The 21550-nt window shown below is 42.4% G+C and carries 19 protein-coding genes and 1 pseudogene; all 20 read left to right on the top strand.

Going from position 1 to position 21550, the window contains the following annotated elements; translation table 11 throughout:
* The first annotated feature begins 5 nt into the window (after positions 1-5).
* The 20 genes and pseudogenes from NSTC745_RS30705 (at position 6) to NSTC745_RS30610 (ending at position 21535) form a co-directional block, all read left to right on the top strand.
* Positions 6-962 (top strand): HEAT repeat domain-containing protein, encoded by a 957-nt coding sequence (locus NSTC745_RS30705; protein WP_445634379.1) that lies wholly within the window; start codon positions 6-8, stop codon positions 960-962.
* Positions 963-984: 22 nt separating this feature from the next.
* Entirely contained in the window at positions 985-2097 is a 1113-nt protein-coding gene (locus NSTC745_RS30700) for an Mrp/NBP35 family ATP-binding protein (RefSeq protein WP_445634378.1), read from the top strand.
* Between the two features lie 221 nt (positions 2098-2318).
* Positions 2319-3419: an LLM class flavin-dependent oxidoreductase gene (locus NSTC745_RS30695; protein WP_445634377.1), complete on the top strand. Its 1101-nt coding sequence runs from the start codon at positions 2319-2321 to the stop codon at positions 3417-3419.
* Positions 3420-3858: 439 nt separating this feature from the next.
* On the top strand, positions 3859-4827 hold the full coding sequence (locus NSTC745_RS30690; RefSeq protein WP_445634376.1) for a hypothetical protein: 969 nt from the start codon (positions 3859-3861) through the stop codon (positions 4825-4827).
* Between the two features lie 748 nt (positions 4828-5575).
* Positions 5576-6829: an MFS transporter gene (locus NSTC745_RS30685; protein WP_445634375.1), complete on the top strand. Its 1254-nt coding sequence runs from the start codon at positions 5576-5578 to the stop codon at positions 6827-6829.
* 714 nt (positions 6830-7543) lie between these two features.
* Positions 7544-9376 carry a vanadium-dependent haloperoxidase gene (locus NSTC745_RS30680; RefSeq protein ID WP_445634374.1) on the top strand — a complete coding sequence of 611 codons (1833 nt, stop codon included), beginning with the start codon at positions 7544-7546 and terminating at the stop codon, positions 9374-9376.
* 358 nt (positions 9377-9734) lie between these two features.
* On the top strand, positions 9735-10682 hold the full coding sequence (locus NSTC745_RS30675) for a zinc-binding dehydrogenase (RefSeq protein ID WP_445634373.1): 948 nt from the start codon (positions 9735-9737) through the stop codon (positions 10680-10682).
* 97 nt (positions 10683-10779) lie between these two features.
* Complete coding sequence (locus tag NSTC745_RS30670) at positions 10780-11154, top strand: hypothetical protein (RefSeq protein ID WP_445634372.1); 375 nt, start codon at positions 10780-10782, stop codon at positions 11152-11154.
* 145 nt (positions 11155-11299) lie between these two features.
* The gene (locus tag NSTC745_RS30665; protein WP_445634371.1) at positions 11300-12100 is read left to right on the top strand and encodes an SDR family oxidoreductase; all 801 of its coding nucleotides are present in this window, start codon (positions 11300-11302) and stop codon (positions 12098-12100) included.
* 193 nt (positions 12101-12293) lie between these two features.
* The gene (locus tag NSTC745_RS30660; protein WP_445634370.1) at positions 12294-13208 is read left to right on the top strand and encodes a TauD/TfdA dioxygenase family protein; all 915 of its coding nucleotides are present in this window, start codon (positions 12294-12296) and stop codon (positions 13206-13208) included.
* Positions 13209-13394: 186 nt separating this feature from the next.
* On the top strand, positions 13395-14768 hold the full coding sequence (locus tag NSTC745_RS30655) for an LLM class flavin-dependent oxidoreductase (RefSeq protein WP_445634369.1): 1374 nt from the start codon (positions 13395-13397) through the stop codon (positions 14766-14768).
* Between the two features lie 29 nt (positions 14769-14797).
* The gene (locus NSTC745_RS30650) at positions 14798-15391 is read left to right on the top strand and encodes a glutathione S-transferase family protein (protein WP_445634368.1); all 594 of its coding nucleotides are present in this window, start codon (positions 14798-14800) and stop codon (positions 15389-15391) included.
* A 59-nt stretch (positions 15392-15450) separates the two neighbouring features.
* Entirely contained in the window at positions 15451-16047 is a 597-nt protein-coding gene (locus tag NSTC745_RS30645) for a glutathione S-transferase family protein (protein ID WP_445634367.1), read from the top strand.
* Between the two features lie 74 nt (positions 16048-16121).
* Positions 16122-17093, top strand: coding sequence for a DMT family transporter (locus tag NSTC745_RS30640; RefSeq protein WP_445634366.1), 972 nt, complete (start codon positions 16122-16124; stop codon positions 17091-17093).
* Positions 17094-17198: 105 nt separating this feature from the next.
* Complete coding sequence (locus NSTC745_RS30635; RefSeq protein WP_445634365.1) at positions 17199-17855, top strand: HAD family hydrolase; 657 nt, start codon at positions 17199-17201, stop codon at positions 17853-17855.
* A 16-nt stretch (positions 17856-17871) separates the two neighbouring features.
* Positions 17872-18648: a sulfite exporter TauE/SafE family protein gene (locus tag NSTC745_RS30630; protein WP_445634364.1), complete on the top strand. Its 777-nt coding sequence runs from the start codon at positions 17872-17874 to the stop codon at positions 18646-18648.
* A gap of 79 nt (positions 18649-18727) precedes the next feature.
* On the top strand, positions 18728-19945 hold the full coding sequence (locus NSTC745_RS30625) for an MFS transporter (RefSeq protein WP_445634363.1): 1218 nt from the start codon (positions 18728-18730) through the stop codon (positions 19943-19945).
* Between the two features lie 27 nt (positions 19946-19972).
* Positions 19973-20217, top strand: a pseudogene (locus NSTC745_RS30620) (AtzH-like domain-containing protein).
* Between the two features lie 11 nt (positions 20218-20228).
* Positions 20229-20954: a hypothetical protein gene (locus tag NSTC745_RS30615; protein ID WP_445634362.1), complete on the top strand. Its 726-nt coding sequence runs from the start codon at positions 20229-20231 to the stop codon at positions 20952-20954.
* On the top strand, positions 20954-21535 hold the full coding sequence (locus tag NSTC745_RS30610; protein ID WP_445634361.1) for an O-methyltransferase: 582 nt from the start codon (positions 20954-20956) through the stop codon (positions 21533-21535). Before NSTC745_RS30615 ends, NSTC745_RS30610 begins: the two co-directional genes overlap by 1 nt.
* Positions 21536-21550: the final 15 nt, after the last annotated feature.

The following is a 21550-nucleotide window of genomic DNA, read 5'->3' as shown; positions in this document are numbered from 1 at the left end:
TATCAATGACTGTAGATACAAATTCGGAATTAAATCAGTGGTTGGAAATGTTGCGATCGCCTGATGTTAGCGATCGCTTAGTTGCGGTAAAATCTTTACAACACTTAGGCGAAGATGCAGCAGTTGAGCCGTTAATTGTAGCTTTACAAGATGAAAACACAGCAGTACAAAAAATAGCGGTATCTGCGCTTTGGGAAATTGCCGATCCGGCTGCTGTTCCGGCTTTACTAAAATCTCTCAGTTCCCCCGATGCAGAAATTCGCAGCGAGGCATTATCAGCTTTAGGTGAATTAGTTACCGCAGACCATTTGCTGTTATTGCTAGATGCGTTACAGCAAGAAGATATCAACTTGAATCTTAACGTACTAATTTTGTTACGCAAGATTCATGATGTTCAGTCTCTACCTGCGGTATTGTCTTTTTTTGAATCAGAAAATAGCCAATTACGTGAAGCTGCTGTAACAACTGTTTGCTATTTAAATCAGGTGGAAATATGTCCGCCAGTATTGTCTTTGATGAGCGATCGCGATGAGAATGTGCGGCGTGCAGCTACTTTAACTTTAGGTCATTTAGCAGACAAAGAAGCTGTAGGATTACTCACGCAAGCACTGACTTCTGATGCTGATTGGCAAGTGCGAAGAAATGCGGCGAAATCTCTAGCAATTCACGCTAATTACGAAGCAATTCCAGCTTTGAAAATTGCCCTTAAAGATGAACATTGGCAAGTGCGAAAATTTGCTATCCAGGTATTACAAAAAACGCCAGATGAAAACTTGTTACCTGCATTGATTGAAGCGTTAACAGATGAATATTCTGATGTGCGAAAAGAAGCAGCGATCGCCCTTGGTAATTTAGGTAATGCCAATGCTTTGAATGCCTTAAAACAAGCACTAGATGATCCAGATCGGGATGTGTCTATTTACGCGCAACGGGCAATTGACAAGATTCAACAACAGAACTGATTGCGATCGCATACAGAAAATTATGGCGCATAACTCTATATCATCACATCAACAACTACAAGCTTCTCCTTCCGATCCCCTAATAATCGCCCGTCAGCAAGAAGTCGTCCAACTTCTCAAGCAAATCATCGAACCCACCCTAAAAAATGACATCGTTAGCTTGGGAATGGTGCGAAATCTGCGTATTGTTGATGACTACGTTTACCTACGTCTTTATATTGGTTCTCGCCAGCAGCAATTAGAAGCAGAAATTAAAACAGTATTATCACTCTTATCATGGTGCAAAAAAGCTTACATTCAAGTCTGCACCATTCCAGGGGTAAAAACCACCTTAGCAATTTCCAGTGGCAAAGGGGGAGTTGGTAAATCTACAACCGCAGTTAATTTAGCTACTGCTCTGAGATTATCTGGTGCTAAAGTTGGTCTATTAGATGCTGATGTCTATGGCCCAAATGTTCCGCAAATGCTGGGACTGGGTAAATCTGAAGTTCAAGTTATTGATACTCCCAACGGTCAGAGATTTTTACCTTTGCAGGCTTACGGCATTAAAGTTATGTCTGTGGGACTTTTAGCAGAACCGAATCGTCCTTTAGCATGGCGCGGCCCAGTCTTACACAAAATTATTACCCAGTTTATCCACGAAGTTGAATGGGGAGAACTAGATTATTTATTAATAGATCTTCCTCCCGGTACTGGCGATGCCCAAATCACCATTGTTCAAGAAAGCCCAATTTGCGGAGTAATATTAGTAACGACTCCCCAACAAGTTGCAGTTTCCGATGTGCGCCGCAATATTTATATGTTTCGCCAAGTGGGGGTTCCGGTTCTCGGCATTATTGAGAATATGAGCTATTTCATCAATAGTAGTGGCGAACAAACATCGATTTTTGGTAATGGCGGCGGTCAAAAATTGGCAGATGAACTCAAAGCACCACTTTTGGGAGAAGTTCCCATCGATCCCCGCATCTGTCAGGGGGGGGATACAGGGGAACCCCTAACACTTGCTGACCCTAACTCAACAACAAGCCAAGTATTTGTCCAAATCGCCGCAGCCTTAGATGCAACTTTTTTCTCTATGTTGAATGCCCAAATGGCAACATCTTCGGGGAATAGTATCAAAATTGGCGATCGCTAATCTGTGCGTTCATGGTAGTATATAAAATACACCGATAAATCCAGCAACTTACAGGTATATGCAATCAAATTCGATCGCATCGCTACAAACAGTAAAGTGTGGCGTTGCATAAATGTGGATGATTTGACGGTGGCGTTGCATAGTTGCGGGATAATTTAAGAACTTCCAAAACTCTTTCCCTGCTTTAAGATCCTCCCCACTTCCTATTCCCAGGAGAAACTATGCCAGTTGAGTTTATTGGATTAATTCGGACAAAACCTGCTTCAGAATTAAATAGCACAACAAGCACCTTGGGCGATGACATTATCGATCCGGCTTATGTTCGTGAATTTGCCAAAGCCCACGAACAAGCGGACTTTGATAAAGTATTAATTGGCTATAGTTCTAATAGCCCTGATGGTTTTACTGTAGCGAGTTTTGCTGCGGCTGCAACCGAGCGATTGGGCTTTTTGATTGCTCACAGACCGGGCTTTGTCGCACCAACTCTAGCAGCCCGCAAGGCAGCTACTCTTGACCATTTCACCAACGGTCGCATAGCAGTACATATCATTACTGGTGGTAGCGATGTCGATCAACAAAAAGATGGTGACTGGTTAGATCATGATAACCGCTATCGCCGCACTGATGAATACTTAGAAATTGTTCGTCGCACCTGGACGAGTGATACTCCCTTTGATTATGAAGGCGAATTCTACCGCCTCAAGGATGCTTTCTCTGCAATCAAGCCACTACAAAAACCCCATATCCCGCTTTACTTTGGTGGCGCATCGAGTCCAGCAGTAAAAGTGGGAGCAAAACACAGTGACGTTTATGCCTTGTGGGGCGAACCAATTGCCGCAGTTAAAGAACGCATCGCTGAAGTTCGTGCCGCCTTACCCCCCGGTCGTTCGATTCGCTTTAGCGTCTCGCTGCGACCGATCCTTGGGGCTACAGAACAAGAAGCTTGGGAAAAGGCGCATAGCATTTTGGCAAAAATTCAAGAGTTGCGCGGAGGGGCGAAAATTGCTGCCACAGCTAGACCCCAGGCGGTAGGGTCACAACGCCTGCTGGATTTTGCAGCCCAAAAAGAAGTTTTCGATAAGCGTCTATGGACGCCCATCGCCGCAGCTACAGGTGCAGCCGGTAACACCACAGCATTAGTCGGTACGCCAGAACAAGTGGCAGAAGCTTTAATTGATTACTACGATGCTGGTGTAACTACCTTGTTGATTCGTGGCTTCGATCCTTTAGAAGATGCGATCGCTTATGGCCGTGATGTTATTCCTTTAGTACGAAAAGAAGTAGCACGACGAGACCAGCAAGTAGTAGCAGCCAAAAGTTAAGGTAATTTGCAGATGAATAGACCACAGTAGGGGCTTTAGCATTGTTGTGCCCTTACGAGAATTTAGCATTCAAGCATGTATTCCATCGAAATGAAAAGTGCTGTAAGGTAACGAGTAATTATTTATGGCTAAAAATTATACCAAATTGGATAAATAATACTGTTTGTAATTTTATTTAACAGGTTTGTAATTAAGGCTTTTAATCCAAAACTGGTGGAATTACAGACGCCTCAAACTAGCAACTTGAGTTACAACCTCATTTTCAATCTTCAATATCCCTAACTTTATACTCGCTAAACTGCTAAAACATTCTTAGTATTTGGTGAGTTTCTTTATTTTCAGAACAGGATTTACAAACCAAAGTCGAAACTATATTCTTGCTCTTACCAGAATCAAAACTAAATAATCTAAATTTTCTGTAGTTATCAGGTAAATCACAATGATTAGTGGGATTTTTGAAAATTGTGTTGGCTCAAAGGATATTGAAGCTACTCTAAAATATTGGAATGAATTCGGCTATCGAGAGGTCAAGAGGGGAGAATTTCCCGCAGAACAGGCAAAATTACTTTACGGCCATGACTCAGATTTAACATCGCTGCGACTGCAAAATGGCAACTCATCGAATCATGGATTGGTGCGGGTAATGTGGTGGAAACAACCGCGCAATGAAGGCTTAGGTGATACCTTGCCAGTGGTGGAGGGTAGCCGCTGGTTTGCTTCTTTGACTCAAGATATTTATGCGATCGCCGATGCTTTTGCTGATGACAAAGCGAACGGTGGAGACTGGATTTATACCGAACCAGTGCGCGGCATCGAGTTTGTTGGTAATGTGGGTACGGGATTATATAACCGCTTTGTTGGTGTCAGGGAAATGTTTGTAATTGGCAAGGAGACACGACAGGCATTTTTCCAGCGATATAACTATGACCGCCCTGGTTACGGTACTATTAATCGTGATTCTGGGCTATTAGTGAGCGAGGGGACTCACTCAAGTTTCATTACTTCTGACCATAGCCTCACCTCATTTTACACAGAGGTTTTCGGACTTGTGCCATCAGAAAATAACCCCAAGTTATCTGGTTATAAAAACCCCTCAACTCGCCAGATTTTGATGCTTGATGAAGGGCAAGAATTTTATCTGTCGGTTTTCGCTTCACCAAAAACCAATGTCGGAGTTTTTCAAGTTTATAGTCCACTTTATCCTACGAGCGATCGCCGCGAATACGCTCAACCAGGTTCTTTGGGCATAAGCCTTTTCACTTATCAAGTTGAAGATATTGCCGCTTTTCATCAACGCGTCATCGCCAGCAACGCTACTAACGTTACATCCATCGTCCTTAACGAATTTGCCGAACCTTCTTTTGGATTAATTGCACCAGATGGGATGTACTGGGTAATCGTTGGCTAATACTCGACCAACCCAAAATTGCTGTGCAGGTCACGGGGAGAAAGAGTCATTTTCAACAATACTTTTTCTTCCCCTGCCTGCCCTACGGTTACGCGCAAGTCTTCTAAAGTTGCCCCGCAGACTTTTGATCCCCCTTTTTAAGAGGGGCAAAAACCCTCAAAGTCCTCCTTTTTAAGGAGGATTTAGGAGGATCTACGAAAATTTTGGTTTCCTACACACATGTGTGTACACCCTAACTGCCTGCCTTAACAGATAAATTTTCTTAACTCAACCGTATTGCCTCATATCCTTGTCCTGCGATAATTGTCGTTACTTAACAGACATGATATGATGCTTACTCACTGTGCATTAATTGTGTTGGTGAGTTTTTTTTAGGCAGATACTAAGGATACAAACTTTCTGTTAATCTAACATTAAGCAAAGTTAACTATTGCTTGGGGCTTGCGATGTACAAGCCAAGCGGAGCTTTATCAAAAACATTCTGAGGACTTTGTATAAGTCTTCCAAATTCCTCATGTTCCTGATAACAAGAGGATAAAATTGCTGTCTTTTTTATTATCGAGACTATATACGCATCGGGTAATTAGCGAACTTAGTAAAGAATTAAACGCCTAATCTGGGATTGATGATGCGCTTATGTCAATGGCGTATTAATTGTGTCAACACATCGTTACAAACATTTTCAAACAGGGAAAAGCTGATGTTACCAAGTAATAGAGAAAATTTTCCAAAAGACAAATTTAAGTTTGTGTCTTTTGAACTTCCATCTGCGCTTAAATCTCCAAATGTTGCTTGTTTTGTTATTGGGGAGAGCTTATCTTTTTTTGGTTCTTGGATGACGCAAATTGCTTTAGTATGGCTGGTTTATCAATTAACAAATTCAGCTATTTTAGTAGGTATAGCTGGATTTACAAATCAAGCTATGGGCTTGGTTATTACGCCTTTAGTAGGAGTACTATTAGATCGGTGGAACTTACGATATGTTTTACTAACTACGCAGCTAACATCTATTGTTTTATCTTCTACATTAACGTTTTTAACTCTTAGCGATCGCATCACTGTTACCTGGATTATTATTATTGGTACGCTTCAAGGAACAGTCAAAGCTTTTGACTTACCAGCACGTCAGGTAATTATTCCCAGACTGGTAGAGAAAAAAGCAGATATTTACAGTGCTATGGCCTCCCATTCCTTCTTAATTAACACTGCTAAGTTTGTCAGTCCGATGATTGGGGGTTTACTAATTGCAAGTTCTGGAGCCGCTTCCTGCTTTTTGGTAGATAGTATTAGCTATTTGCCGTTCTTGTCTGCTATCTTAACCATTCAAGTAAAGCCTGTTCTCAGAAACTCATCACAAAAAGCCAATATTTGGCAAAATCTCAAAGAAGGCTTTGTTTTTGCATATGAGTTTTTACCGATAAAATCTGTATTAGCTCTACAAATTGTTATTTGTTTTATGGCAATGACCCACGTAAATTTAATGCCTATTTTTGCCAAAGAAATTTTGAACGGTGATGCTAAAACTATGGGATTTTTAATGACGGCTTCAGCACTTGGTTCTATAGTCTCAGGAATTTATCTTGTTTCCCGAAAACAAGCCATAGGGCTGGAAGATATTGTCGCGCGATCGGCGGCAATTTTAGGTTTATCATTAATCGTATTTTCTCGGATCGAAAATTTGGAAATATGTCTAGTGTTTATGTTTATTATAGGTATGAATACTAGTTTAACTCTAGCTTCAATTAGTAATTTTCTACAACTAATTATTGTTGATGAAAATAAAAGAGGTAGAGTAACAAGTATATTTACAACGGGTTTTTTAGGAGTTCTACCTTTCGGCAATTTATTCTTTGGAGGATTAGCCGATCGCATCGGTGTCACCAATGCTTTATTATTTGGTGGTGCTTGTTGCATTGTAGGAGCATATTTCTTTAGTAGAAAACTAGGCACGATTAAAAGAATAGTACATCCAATTTATGTAGACATGGGCATAGTTACATAGTCAAAGGCAATAGGCAATAGAAGATAGACTTTAGATAATAAGCAATCCTTAATTACCGTTGCTTGTTGCCTTTTGCCTTCAGAAACAGCTTTGCTTTTAAAGAAAACTCAGATTAATACCTAAATTGTTGTCAAAACTACTTGATTTTCACAGGTGTTTGTGAGAAAGTCTGATTTAACAACTGCAAACAACGGTAAATCGATAGCATTACAGTATTTTGTTTCTATAACTGGAAAAAGATCGTGGTTCCATCTGTGCGGTCGCAGCGATAGGTTGAACCACAGCATATGCTATTGATTTGAAAACTGTAGAAGTGTAAGAGTTATGCGATCGAGCCTTGAATAGCATAACTAAATGCCCATAGTTATAACTAATACCATTTCACGAAAATCCTGATACATATAGATCTACCGTAGGGCGCACAGCCGTGTGCCTTTACCAAGGTATTTGTATCAAGTTTAAAGTGAAACAGTATAAGAGTGCGAATTACTTTCTAGTAAAGTAGCTCCAAGTTTGATAACAAATTCGCTAAAATTACTCTCTCCTTCAAGTGGTGAGTGTTTCAAATACAGCAAATTTCAAGTTAGTGAAGCCCAGACATAAAGTATGTTTGACTCGTGAATTCTGACTTCTGGTGCAGATGACTTGAAACGACTCATTGATTCACTCACGGCTAAATTTTTGTATTGTTTTTGCCAGTGGAGACATCTTCAGATGCAAATAGATCCTAATTCTTATCAAAATTCCGATCGAGATGCTCAAACTCAGAGCGAAATAAAGCAGCCAAAACAACCATCTGTAGCTAGTTCAGGTGGCAGACGCTTCTTTTTTAGCCGTAGCAGACGTTCATTTCTGGGGCGTATCGGTTTATTTACAGCCGCCACCACCGTTGGAGGAGTTTTAGGTTCAACTGTTTCCTCCAAAAAGGGAGGGAATATTGCCCAAGCCACTAATCCTTCCGGGCCTGATGGAAAACTAAACTTCAACTATCAGAAGTTTGTTAATAAAGCTTATCAAGTGCGTGTTGAAGCAGCAACACTCGAAAAAAATATTCCTATCCCACCGCATCCTACCAATGGAGATGAGAGGCGATATTATGCCAACAAAATTGGCTCCGACAGCAGGGGATTACCCCACGATGCACGGGGTGAAGTCAAGTTGGAAGCTTACAACTCCTTGACCAAAGCACTGACAACGCAAAACCCAGATGATTTTGAAAAAATTATCTTGGGTGGCGCTAGAAAACTAGTCAATCCTCAAGGGCCGCTGGCAATTAGCTTAGAAGGCATCAATGCAGCCCAGATAGCAGTACCACCACCACCGGCACTATTAAGCGCACAAAGGGCTGCTGAAGCTGTTGAACTCTACTGGCAAGCCTTACTACGTGATGTACCTTATTCCGAGTTCCAAAATAATACAAACAATCCAAAAGTTTTGGCAGCCGTCGCAGACCTGAATAAGCTTTCGGCGTTCCGAGGCCCAAAACAAAATGGCCTTGTGACTCCTCAAACTTTATTTCGTGGTAGCGTCAACTATATCAAACCCAATGATAGCTCTGGTGAGAATGTAAAATATGTTATTCCCCCAGGAGTACTAGACAGCCCTTACATCTCACAATTTCTCCTGCGGACTATTGTTTGGGGAACCCAGTCTGTTTCGCCACTAATTCGTACTGCTCTTCCTGGTAATGACTTCCTCATCGATTTCAATGAATGGCTGACTATTCAAAATGGAGGCAGTTCAGGCAAATCAATTAACTACGATCCGATTAACCGTTACATAGTCACGGTTCGCGATTTAGGTGAGTATGCTCATATTGGCGGCCCTACGTACCTAGGAGCCTCCTTAATTCTTGGTAGTATCGCCGCACCATTGAATCCAGGCAATCCCTACGTTAATTCCCTGACCCAAGCTGGTTCTAATGCCACCTTTGCCGTCGGACAATTACAAGCCTTGCTGAACTTGGGTAGTTCGCGTGTGATTAGAGCATCATACTGGCAGAAATATTATGTACACCGCATTCTCCGCCCAGAAGCGTATGGCGGGCTAGTTTACAACAATATTGTCAATAATACCCAGTATCCGATTCATCCTGAAGTCTTAAATTCAGAAGCTTTAGCTTCCACCTTCAAAACCTTCGGTACTTATCTGTTACCTCAAGCATATCCAGAAGCTGCACCTCTCCATTCCTCCTATACCGGTGGTGCTGCGGCCACTGCTGCTGTCAATGTCACACTCCTAAAAGCATTCTTTGACGAGAACTATGTTATCCCCAACCCAGTCATACCTGACCCCAATGACCCCACAAAAGTAATTTCCTACAGCGGCCCGCCTCTAACCGTAGGTGGTGAGTTAAATAAACTAGCAACTAACTATGCCATTGGTCGCGGTAACGGTGGTATTCATTGGCGTTCCGATGGTTCAGCAGCTTTAGCTTTGGGAGAACAAGTTGCTATTAGCCTTCTTAGGGATGAAAGACTCGGTTATAACGAACGATTCAGTGGATTCACCTTTACTAAATTTGACGGTACGAAAGTCACAGTGTAAAGAGGACTAGGAATTGGGAAAAAGGGCAAAGGGGAAAAAGGCAAAGATTAAATTTATTCCTTTTCCCTTTAACCTTTAACCTTTTCCCTTTTACTTTTCCCCTTGGCGAAGCCATTCCCCAGTAGTGTAAGAAATTAACAGAGACTAAATTGATGATACAAATCTTTTCGCCAGGTGCTTGATTGTTATAGTTTTCTGTGATAATTTTCCTTTTACGTACTAAAACTACGGTAACTCGGTATCCGTATCGTAGTTTAGATATTAAAGAAAGAATAAGTAACTTATCAAATCGATCTATTGCAAGCGCTAAATTGTGAACCAACGATCTAGAAATTAACCTCTAAGCCAGGGCAACCTTATGAGCAAAATACGTGCTGTGATTGTTGACCCCAATGTGCCAGGGCGTTTGGCACTGAGTGAAGTGACTGCACCACAGCCTGCTTCAGATGAAGCTTTAGTGCGGGTATCAGCGATTTCGTTGAATCGGGGAGAGGTCAAACGTTCAACTACTGCTGAAGCTGGTTGGCAACCTGGGTGGGACTTGGCTGGTGTCATCGAAACTCCTGCCATTGATGGGTCGGGGCCTCCCCAAGGAGCGCGTGTAGTTGGCTTACGCCGCAGTGGTGCTTGGGCAGAACTTGTGTCTGTTCCCACCAACGCTCTAGCAGAATTACCGACATCAGTGTCGTTTGCTGAAGCTGCCACATTGCCTGTGGCAGGTTTAACTGCCTATCATGCCGTGCTAAAAGGTGGGTCACTTTTAGGTAGGCCTGTTTTGGTTACAGGTGCATCAGGAGGCGTTGGTTACTTTGCTATCCAACTGGCACGACTATCAGGGGCGGAAGTCGTGGCACACGTTCGTCAAGCTGGCTATGAGACTTTAGTCAAAAAAGCAGGGGCACAGTCGGTAGTAATTGGTGAAGACCTATCATCGGCAAGGGAATATGGCCCCTATCATCTGATTGTAGAGTCAGTAGGCGGCAAGACTTTGGGTATAGCTCTTGGCTTATTGGCTCAGGATGGAAAAACTGTGCTGTATGGAGTCTCTGGGGGAGCAGAAGTGACCTTCAACGCTGCTCAATTTTTTGGGACTGGTAGCGTGAGTTTATATGGTTTACGTCTGTTCGATGAACTGAGATTTGAATCAGCATCAGTGGGTCTAAAACGCCTTTTGAGTTTAGTAGAAGCAGGTCAGCTGCGTCCTCACATCGATTTAGAAGTTTCTTGGACAGAAATAGCTGATGTAGCCCAAAAATTACTAGATAGGAGTTTTCCTGGCAAGGCTGTATTGCACGTTTCCAATTGAGTATTAGTGAATAATTCGTAATTCGTAATCAATACTTTTATTAAACAAATTGTTTTATTATTTGAAGTCACCTAATTTGAACCGTTGGATAATAATTATGAATTACGAATTAGGAACTACGAACTATACTGAATTTTGGTTAAAACTAGACCAGCTTGTAACTGCCAGTAACATCAAAATAGATCGTCGAAAAGGCACATCACATCCACGTTACCCATCTTTTATTTATCCCTTGGATTATGGATATTTGGAAGGTACTCGGTCAGGAGATAAAGCGGAAATAGATGTCTGGCTAGGAAGCTTGCCTAGTAAAGCAGTCACCGCCTTGATTTGTAGTGTTGACTTAGAAAAGAGGGATACAGAAACTAAGATACTTATAGGCTGTACATCTGAGGAAAACCGAGTAATTTTCAACATTCATAATACAGGTTCTCAATCAGCAATATTATTGGTTCGGGATGAAGCTATTTAAATTATAAAAATAATTAATTTGGGAAAAATAAAATTTTTGCTTGTAATTGAAATTTTAAAAATGATTGTGATAGATGGATTAAGTAAACCCAGATTCAGTAACGCTATCTTCAATCTAAAATCCAAAATCAAAAATCAAAAATGGTATGAGCTTAGAACTAAAACTATCAGGTAAAACAGCGATTGTTACAGGAGGAAGTGCGGGGATTGGCTTAGCGATCGCCAAAGCTTTGTATAGTGAAGGTGTGAATGTGGCGATCGCATCTCGTAACCCAGAACGCCTAGAAAATGCGGTCAGTGCCATTCAGTCGCTACCCACACCAGGAGCAAAAGTCATCTCCATCAGTGCCGACTTGACTCAGGCCGAAGACGTTGAGAAAGTTGTTTCAACGACTCTGGCGCAGTTTGGTCAGATTGATATTTTGATCAATAACGCCGGTTCAGCTCGTGCCGGCTCGTTCCTCGAACTTACCGACGATGTTTTGTTGGATGCTTGGAACTTAAAACTATTGGGCTATATTCGCCTAGTCAGAGCCGTTGTACCCCATCAAAAAAATCGAGGTGATGGACGCATAGTTAACATCATCGGTGGTGCAGGACGGACACCTCGCCCTGGCTTCGTTCCTGGTGGTACGACCAACGCCGCACTACTCAACTTTACTAGAGGAATTTCTAAAGAGTTAGCCCAATACAATATCCGAATCAATGCCATTTCACCTGGTGCTACCGCCACAGAACGAGCCGAACACTTGGCACAACAAAATGCCCAAGCACGCGGCATCACCGTAGAACAAGCCAAGGCAGAAACCATTCAAAACATTCCTCTAAAAAGAATTGCTCAGCCAGAAGAAATAGCATCCTTGGCTCTATTTTTAGTTTCTGACCTTGCCGCATCGATTACAGGAGCAGAAATTCTCGTTGATGGTGGTTCTACGCCTGGTGTTTAGGGAGATGGGGAGACAAGGGAGAGGGGGAAGACAAGGAGAGAAGTCTGTAGCTTGCTTCCCGCAGGGTGCGCCGGCTTCCGGCGCTGAGAACTTCCGAGAGAAAGATTCCTACCTTGTCCCCCTTGTCTTCGTTGTCCTCTTTCCATGCCCAATGCCCAATGCCCTTTAATAACAAATTAGGAGAAAAAAACAGATGAGTTCCGAATACTTTGACATCAAACCAGTTGCTGGACGTATCGGTGCCGAAATCATTGGCGTTAATTTGAGTAGTAACCTCAGCGACGAAGTTATCAGTGATATTCGCAAGACTTTAGTTGAATACAAGGTAATTTTCTTCCGCGATCAACATCAACTCGATGCTAATGGACAGGTAGCTTTCGCTCGCCGTTTCGGTGAAGTCACTACAGCTCATCCTACTGTTCCCTCACTTCCAGACAACCCAGAAGTTCTGGATTTGAATTACAGCAAAACTACTTCCCGCGCCAACAGTTGGCACACTGATGTAACATTTGTAGACCGTCCTCCCCTTGGCTCTATCTTGCGGGCACTGGTCATTCCTCCAGTTGGAGGCGATACTATCTGGGGCAACTCTGTGACTGCGTACCAAGATTTACCAAGTCATCTGCGTAGTCTTGCAGATGAACTTTGGGCAGTACATAGCAATGCCTATGACTATGCAACTGGATTTGACCTTCCTGAAGACGTAAAGGCTCAACGGGCCATTTTCACCTCGACGGTATATGAAACGCTTCACCCAGTAGTACGGGTTCATCCTGAATCTGGGGAACGTGGGTTATTTATAGGTGGCTTTGTTCGCCAGTTCCGCGGCCTATCAACAACCGAATCGGACGATATTTTAAGACTGTTCCAAGCTTACGTAACCCGTCCCGAAAATACAGTCCGTTGGCGTTGGCAAGTTGGTGATGTAGCATTCTGGGACAACCGCGCTACTCAACACTACGCAGTTGCGGATTACGGCAACCAAGCCCGTCACGTTCAGCGAGTAACAATTGTTGGCGACACTCCAGTGGGTATTGATGGTAAACAAAGTCAAGCCATCAAGGGTGACTCTTCTGCATATAACCGACGCGAGGCAGTCGCGGTTTAAGGAGGAGATGGGGAGATGGGGGGATGGGGAGATGGGGAGATGGGGAGAGAGGGGGGAAAGATTTCTTCCCTATCCTCCCACACTTCCTGCTTGCCCCATGCCCAATGCCCCATGCCCCATACCCCATGCCCAATGCCCAATGCCCAACTTGAAAAAGCATAAGTTAAGTTTTTGTAGAAATAAAAAATGAGTCAGAAAAAACAACTTAAACTAGGTGCGTTTTTACCAGGTTCAGGTCATCACGTAGCGGCTTGGCGACACCCCAACTCTCAAGCGGACGGAGGCCTGAATTTTCAGCATTACAAGCGACTGGCACAGACAGCTGAACGGGGTAAGTTTGATATGCTCTTTCTTGCAGACGGTTTAGCTGTTTGGGATCGAGGACAAGGAAGAGAGGCTTTTAGTCGTTCGGGACAATTCAGCGTCCACTTTGAACCGCTAACTTTATTATCGGCACTATCTGTAGTGACAGAGCATATCGGATTGGTGGCAACGGCATCAACCACTTATGACGAACCCTTCCACCTCGCTCGCAAGTTTGCTTCGCTAGATTACTTGAGCGGTGGCCGTGCTGGATGGAATGTTGTCACTTCCTCTGCTGAAGCCGCAGCGAAAAACTTTAGCCGAGAAGAACATTTAGAACACGCACTGCGTTATGAAAGAGCGAAGGAATTTTTAGAAGTTACTTCCAAGCTTTGGGACAGTTGGGAAGATGATGCTTTTTTACGCGATAAAGAATCGGGTATTTATTTCGACCCTGATAAGCTACATATCCCCAACCATAAAGGTGAATATTTCTCAGTACGCGGCCCGCTGAATGTAGCCCGCCCCATCCAAGGATATCCGGTGATTGTGCAAGCTGGTTCTTCCGAGGCTGGGCAAGAACTAGCAGCACAAACAGCAGAGGCAATTTTTACTGCCCAGCAAACTCTTGCTGAAGCCCAAGCCTTTTATTCTGGTGTCAAAGGTAGACTGAGCAAATACGGGCGATCGCCTGACCATCTCAAGATTATGCCTGGTGTATTTCCGGTAATTGGCAGAACTGAGGAGGAAGCGAAACAGAAGTACGAGCAACTTCAAGAGTTGATTCATCCATCGGTAGGATTAGGACTACTCTCAGGACTTGTAGGCGGACACGATTTATCGAAATATCCGTTGGACGGGCCACTACCAGATTTGCCAGATACCAATGGTGGCAAAAGTCGCTTGCAGTTGATAACTGACCTCGCCCGCAGAGAGAATTTAACAATTAAGCAACTATATTTATGGATTGCTGGGGCGCGAGGACATCGGACAATTCTGGGAACTCCAGATCAAATTGCTGACCAGCTCGAAGATTGGTTTGTTAACGATGGTGCTGATGGATTTAACATTATGCCACCTTGGCTACCTGGTGGTTTGGATGAATTTGTCGATTTGGTGATTCCAGAACTGCAACGCCGCGGTTTATTCCGCACCGAATATGAGGGGCGTACCTTGCGTGAGAATCTTGGTTTACCTCGTCCAGTAAATCAGTTCGCTAAAGTTGCATCTCCAGAACTGGCGGGTGCTTCGAGATAATTTTACTAAAAGAGCGATCGCACTTTTTCATGAAACTTTTCTATACACCTAATTCTCCCTACGCACGTATAGCACGGGTAACTGCACTAGAACTGAATCTGGGCGATCGCATTGAAATGCACAAAGTCGCTGTACGAGATCCAAACAGTGACTTACTGCATTACAACCCTACAGGTAAAGTTCCAACCCTAGCGACTGATGACGGATTTATCTTGAGTGAAAGCCGGATAATATGCGTTTATCTGAATCACTTCAATCCGGAAATCAAAGTAGTCGCTGACATTTCTAATGGCTTTTTACAGCAACTTGAAGGCATAGCTGGTGGGTTTATAGATGGCATTGCTGTTTGGGTGCGGGAGTTACGGCGTCCTTTGACTGAGCAATCTCCAGGGGTAATTGAGTTAGAGTTAACACGTACTTTGCGAATTCTAAACTACTTCGAGAAGATATCAGAAAAACTCGACCAAACTCCTAAGTTGGCTCACATCACCATCGCCTCTGCACTGGGATTAGAAAGTCGTCTACCCCAATTGCAATGGCGGCAGAATTATCCCAAACTTGCTCAGTGGTATGATGAATTTTCTGGACGACCCTCCTTTCAACTGACAAAACCAGAATCATAAAAACTGGGACTTTTTAATTTTTTACTTTTGCTCTTGATTTGGGGATATGGCAGTTTGTTATGAAACTTTTTTACACACCAAAATCTCAATACGCCCGTATAGCGAGGGTTGCAATTATTGAGCTAAATTTAAGCGATCGCGTGGAACTGCAAGAAGTTACAGTGCGCGATCCCAATAGCGAATTACTCAATTACAACCCGACAGGTAAAGTGCCAACTCTAGCCACTGATGACGGATTCATCTTGAGCGAAACGCGAATCATCGTCAGTTATTTGAATCGCTTAAATCCGGAAATCAAAGTTGTTGCTGATGATTCTGACGGATTTTCACAGCAGCTTGAAGGAATCGCAACTGCATTTATCGATGGTATTAGTACTTGGGCACGGGAGCGACTATTCCGTGCCGAAAGCGAGCAATCGCCAAAGATAATTGAGTTAGAGCGATCGCGTGCTTTGCGAATTCTAGACTACTTCGAGAAGATTTCCGAAAAACTCGACCAAACTCCAAAACTGGCTCATATCACCCTCGCCTCTGCACTTGGATTGGAAATTCGCCTGCCCGAATTGCAATGGAGACAGAACTATCCCAAACTTGCTCAATGGTATGATGAATTTTCTGGGCGGCCGTCCTTACAAGCGACGAAACCAGAGTCTTAAAAACTCAAATTTCGTTTGGTCTGTCAGTCCAGTGGTTTCAACAATACAATCGGGTTTCAAAAAACATTTTTTGCGTGTTAGGCATCCTGACAGTTCTTTTATCTTCCTTTGTTTTGGCGTTTCACAACATTACTGTGCGGGTTTTGTTTTCAGAACATCTCGTACTCAATTTATATTTACTTGGTGGATACGTTAAACCGGATTTGCAAAATTCATTTTTGCTGATGTTCATGCGAATGCTACTCGTAGTTCCACTCATGGCATCTCTGGGATTCAAGCTGTATCCATCTGCTTTTATAGAGTTACGAGAGTTGTTCGATCGCCAACATCGGAATGTTCTGATTCAAGCGTTTAGCTGTGGAGTATTAATGTTTGTCTACATTGCCTTACTCTACGTTGCTATTGGCTTAATTACCACCGGAATTGCTACGACCCTTTTCTTCATCTATCCCGTGTTTACAGCATTGCTATCCTGGAAGTTTTTTGGTCAACGCCCTACACTTTTCCGTTGGTTGGTGATGGGAATTATTTTAGTGGGCTGCGTTCTTGTTATTCCCAAATCTTCTGGTAGCCACAGCAATCATGGCATTGTAGTTGGGATTTTAGCGAGTGTTAGTGCTGGGGTTGTTTATGCTTTTTACAACGTTATTGCCCAAAAATGTTTGGAAAAATTCCATCCGGTTCCCTTTACTTGGATTAGCTTTGCTTCTACCCTAATACTATCTGGTATTAGCTTATTGTTCTGGCCAGTTTCTACTGCTCAACTTGACTGGACACCTTTGTGGATTGGTAGTATTTTTTCTGGTTTAGTTAGTTTTATCGGTCACACTTTCAATAATTTGGGAATTCGGATGATTGGTGCAACTACCGCATCAATAATTGGTTCTAGCAGTCCAGCATTAACGGCGATCGTTGCTTGGGGAATTATTAGCGAAACTTTAAATTTGACTCAAATTATCGGTATTGTTATTGTAACTTTTGGGATTGCTTTACTTAGTGGAGAGAGCTTTTTTAAATCGCTCAAAATTGGGAGAAATGAGAACTAAGGATTGGGGATTATAAAAAGTTAATTGAGGTATATAAACTTTTGTTTTTCAACGCAGAAGGCGCAGAGTAAAACGCAGAGTTACGCAGAGGTTTGCCCAGCAAATATGATTGTTGATACTATTCTTTTCGATTTAGATGGAACATTGACAGATCCTAAGCCTGGTATCACTCGCTGTATTCAGTATGCTTTATCTGAACTCGGTTATATATCACCAGAGGCTGAGGAATTGCTTTGGTGTATTGGGCCTCCAATCAAAGATAGTTTTTCGCAGTTACTTAAGACTTCAGATAATGGGTTAGTTGAGAAGGCGCTTTCAATTTATCGAAGTCGCTTTTCCACTATTGGATTATTTGAAAATTCCCTTTATCCACTGATTATAGAAACTTTAAAAGCAATTAAGCTTGCTGGATATAAGACCTTTGTTGCTACTTCTAAACCACATATTTACGCCAGGCGTATTATTGAACATTTTTCTTTATCATTACTTTTTGATGGTGTTTATGGTAGCGAATTGGATGGTACTAGAAGCGCAAAAGCTGACTTAATTTCTCATATTTTACTGACAGAAAAGCTTTCGCCTTCTAGTGTGGTGATGATTGGCGATCGCAAGCACGACATAATCGGAGCCAAGCGCAATAATATTACCGCAATTGGTGTCACCTATGGCTATGGAACTGAGGAGGAATTAAAAACTCATGGTGCTGATTTTATAGCTCATTGCCCAGAAAATATTCCTAAACTTATAATTCGTAATTCTTAATTTATCACTCAAAAGAATGCCGCCATCTTTAACATTTATTCATAGCTTACTTTTGTTCAGTACCGCTTTTATTGCAGGCGGGCTGAATGCTGTAGCAGGCGGCGGAAGCTTTATTACTTTTCCAGCACTGATATTCACAGGTGTGCCGCCGATCGCGGCTAATGCTACAAATAATACTGCGATTTGGGTAGCATCTTTAGCCAGTGCCGGAGCCTACCGTAAAGATTTAGGCATTAAACGAGAAGTTTTCTTGCTTTTATGTGGTATCAGTCTGATTGGCGGAACCATTGGCTCTGTGGCTTTATTATACACATCTTCAGATGTGTTTAAAAAGCTGATTCCTTATTTATTACTTCTGGCAACATTAGTATTTACCTTTGGTGATTATCTCAGAAATTGGTTGCAACTTCAAAGTCAAAAATCATCACCGGAGTCTATACCTTTATTTAATTTAGTGTTGGCTCAGTTAGCGATCGCAATTTATGGCGGTTTCTTTGGAGCAGGTCTAGGAATCTTAATGCTGGCAACTTTATCATTTTTAGGCATCAAAAGTATTCATACAATGAATGCCTTTAAGACATTTTTAGGCAGCTGTATCAATGGAATTGCAATTATTCCCTTTATTTTTGCAGGTGTAATTGCTTGGCATCAAGCAATTTTAATGGCAGTGGGTGGTTCTTTAGGTGGTTTTTTAAGCGCTCACTACGCGCGTAAACTTGAACCCCAATTAATTCGGAAATTTGTTTTAGTTGTTGCCTTCAGCATGACCATTTACTTTTTTGTTACTAGCTAGCAAGTGGGGAAGATGAGGGCAAAACTTGTCTCTCCATCATCTTCTTCCCTCACCGCGTCCTCTTCCAATCCCTAATCCTATGCTTGTTGCTTTTCATTCGAGAAATTTTCGCCTGTTCTACATAGGTCAAGCAATTTCTCTGATTGGTACGTCGATGACACAGGTGGCTACTAGTTGGCTGGTATATCGCCTTACGGATTCTGCTTGGTTGCTGGGTTTGGTGGGCTTTGCTAGCCAAATTCCTACACTTGTTTTAATTCCTCTAGGTGGTATTGTCGCCGATCGCTGGAATCGTCAGCAAATTCTTTTGGTTGCCCAAATTCTAGGAATGCTTCGGTCTTTGGCTTTAGCGTGGCTGGCTTTAAGCGGTAGTATTAACGTTTGGCAGATTGCATTTCTGGGTGTACTGTTAGGGGCGATTAATGCCTTTGATATTCCGACTCGCCAAGCTTTTGTACCAGAAACGGTGGGTAAGGAAAATCTCGGTAATGCCTTCGCTGTTTACTCATCTCTTGTGAGTGTTACTACTATGCTTGGGCCGGCGATCGCAGGTATATTGATTGCAGTGCTGGGAGCAGGACTTTGTTTTCTCATCGATAGCATTAGTTACATTGCTGTAATTATTGCTCTATTGGCGATTCGGCTTGCTCCTAAAGGGGCGATCGCTTCTCAACGCAAACCTTTAGAAGAATTAAAAGCTAGTTTCAAGTATGCGATCGGATTTTTACCAATCCGAACTGTGTTGATTGGTTCATTTCTAGTTTGTTGTGTTTGGGGATTTTATCTGGCGTTGGGGCCTATTTTTGCTAAGGAAATTTTACAAGGCGGATCTAATACCTTCGGTTTCTTAATGACAGCTTCCAGTTTGGGAACTTTGGTTGGTGGTATCTACTTAAGTAAGCAGAAAAATGTATCTCAATTGGGGAAAGTCTTGGCATTCGGAATAGGTTTTTTAGGGTTGAGTTTGATTATTTTTGCCTTATCTCGTGTGTTATGGCTTTCCTTGCTTTCCCTGTTGGCGGCTGGTTTCGGATTTATTTTGCAGATAATTACCGGACGCACTTTGCTGCAATCGTTAGTTACCGATGAAAATCGCGGTCAAATTACAGGACTTTACGTCATGACCTCAACAGGTGCAGTACCTATAGGCAATCTCATTGGCGGCGCATTGGCAAGTTATATTGGTGCTGCTAATAGTGTCATTCTGGCTGCTAGTGTTTGTGTTGTTGGGTCATTTTTATTTATGCAACAAGTTTCTAGCTTCCGTGATTTGGTTCGTCAAAAAGTTCATAATTAGTCTTACAAGCAAAAGTTGGTAACAACAATGACCACAGTAAATGACCCTGGCATTGTAGCTGAAGTGACTGATTTATATCTTCAATATGAGGAAGCGCTTTCTAATAACAATTTAGAAGTCATGGATAGCTTATTTTGGGATGCGCCGTCACTTTAGAGTTTCGCCGCATTATCGATGGTGTTGAGCGTTTCGGACGACAAAGCCAGACTTGGTATAGATTTACTGAAGGATGGAAAGTAGTTTCAGCACACGTTTCTTTGTTACCTGTGTAAATTTTAAAATTATGACAACTATTACTGAAATCGCCCCAGATATCTATCGCATCTCAACCTATGACCCAAACATAGACCTGCAATTTATCCAGTTTTTAGTCAAGGACGAAGAACCATTATTGTTTCATACTGGTCTTAAAAAGATGTTTCCACTAGTACGTGATGCAGTGGAAAAAATTCTTGAGCCATCACAAATTCGCTGGATTAGTTTTAGTCATTTTGAAGCAGATGAATGTGGTTCTCTTAATGAATGGCTGGCTATTGCGCCAAATGCTCAGACAGTTTGTAGTCCTTTAGCAAGCTTTGTGAGCATAGATGATTTTGCCATTCGTCCATCCAAAAGTATGCAACACGCTGAAGTTTTAAACACTGGTAAATATAGTTTTCAGTTTTACCACACACCACAAGTTCCTCACGGTTGGGATGCTGGATTATTCTTTGAAACTACCAATAAAACACTATTTTGCTCAGATCTATTTCACCAATTTGGAGATTTAGAGCCAATAACTGAATCTGATGTGATTGGGCGTTTTCGTCAAACAATAGTTAATTATGAAGTAAGCCCTTTTCCTAATTACATACCATACACAACACATACCGATCGCATTATCAAAGAATTAGCCGCACTCAAACCCCGTACCCTAGCAACAATGCACGGGACAACGTTTGTCGGAGATGGGGAACGTGCATTGCAGGATTTAGCTGTGACGTTACGGGAAGTTTTAGTGAAGGAGTAATGATGAGTTATAGTGCGATCGCTTCTATTCCACCATTAGTACAACAGGCTCAAGTGCTGGCTGCACAACTCGAATTTTCCCAATCCTCGCTTCCAGAAGTTGGCCGTTTGTTGCAAGTCCTCACCAACCACATCACACAGGGTCAAATTGCTGAAATTGGTACTGGCTGCGGAGTTGGTGCTGCTTGGATTGTGAGTGGATTACACCCAGATACTACATTTATCACCATAGAGAGCGATGGCGATCGCGCCACACTTGTGCAACAGTTATTTGCACATAAGTCTAATGTCCGCATACTTCAAGGCGATTGGCATGATTTACTTGACTATGCTCCTTTTGATTTGTTATTTGCTGATGGCGGAAACGCAAAAGTTGTTGAACCTCAGATATTAATAAATGCTTTAAAGGTTGGAGGTTTAATTATACTGGATGACCTTACACCAGAAGAATACTGGCCACCAGAGTGGCAAGGACGCACAGATCCAGTACGCGAATTTTGGTTGAAAGATCCCCATATAATTGCTACAGAAATTAGAGTCACTGCCAGACATGCAGTGATTCTAGCAACACGCATTTATTGAATTACAAACGAAAGT

It is taken from the genome of Nostoc sp. DSM 114161 (assembly GCF_052692665.1).
The sequence above is the reverse complement of the archived record's forward strand: the minus strand, read 5'-3'. Positions and strand labels throughout refer to the sequence as shown.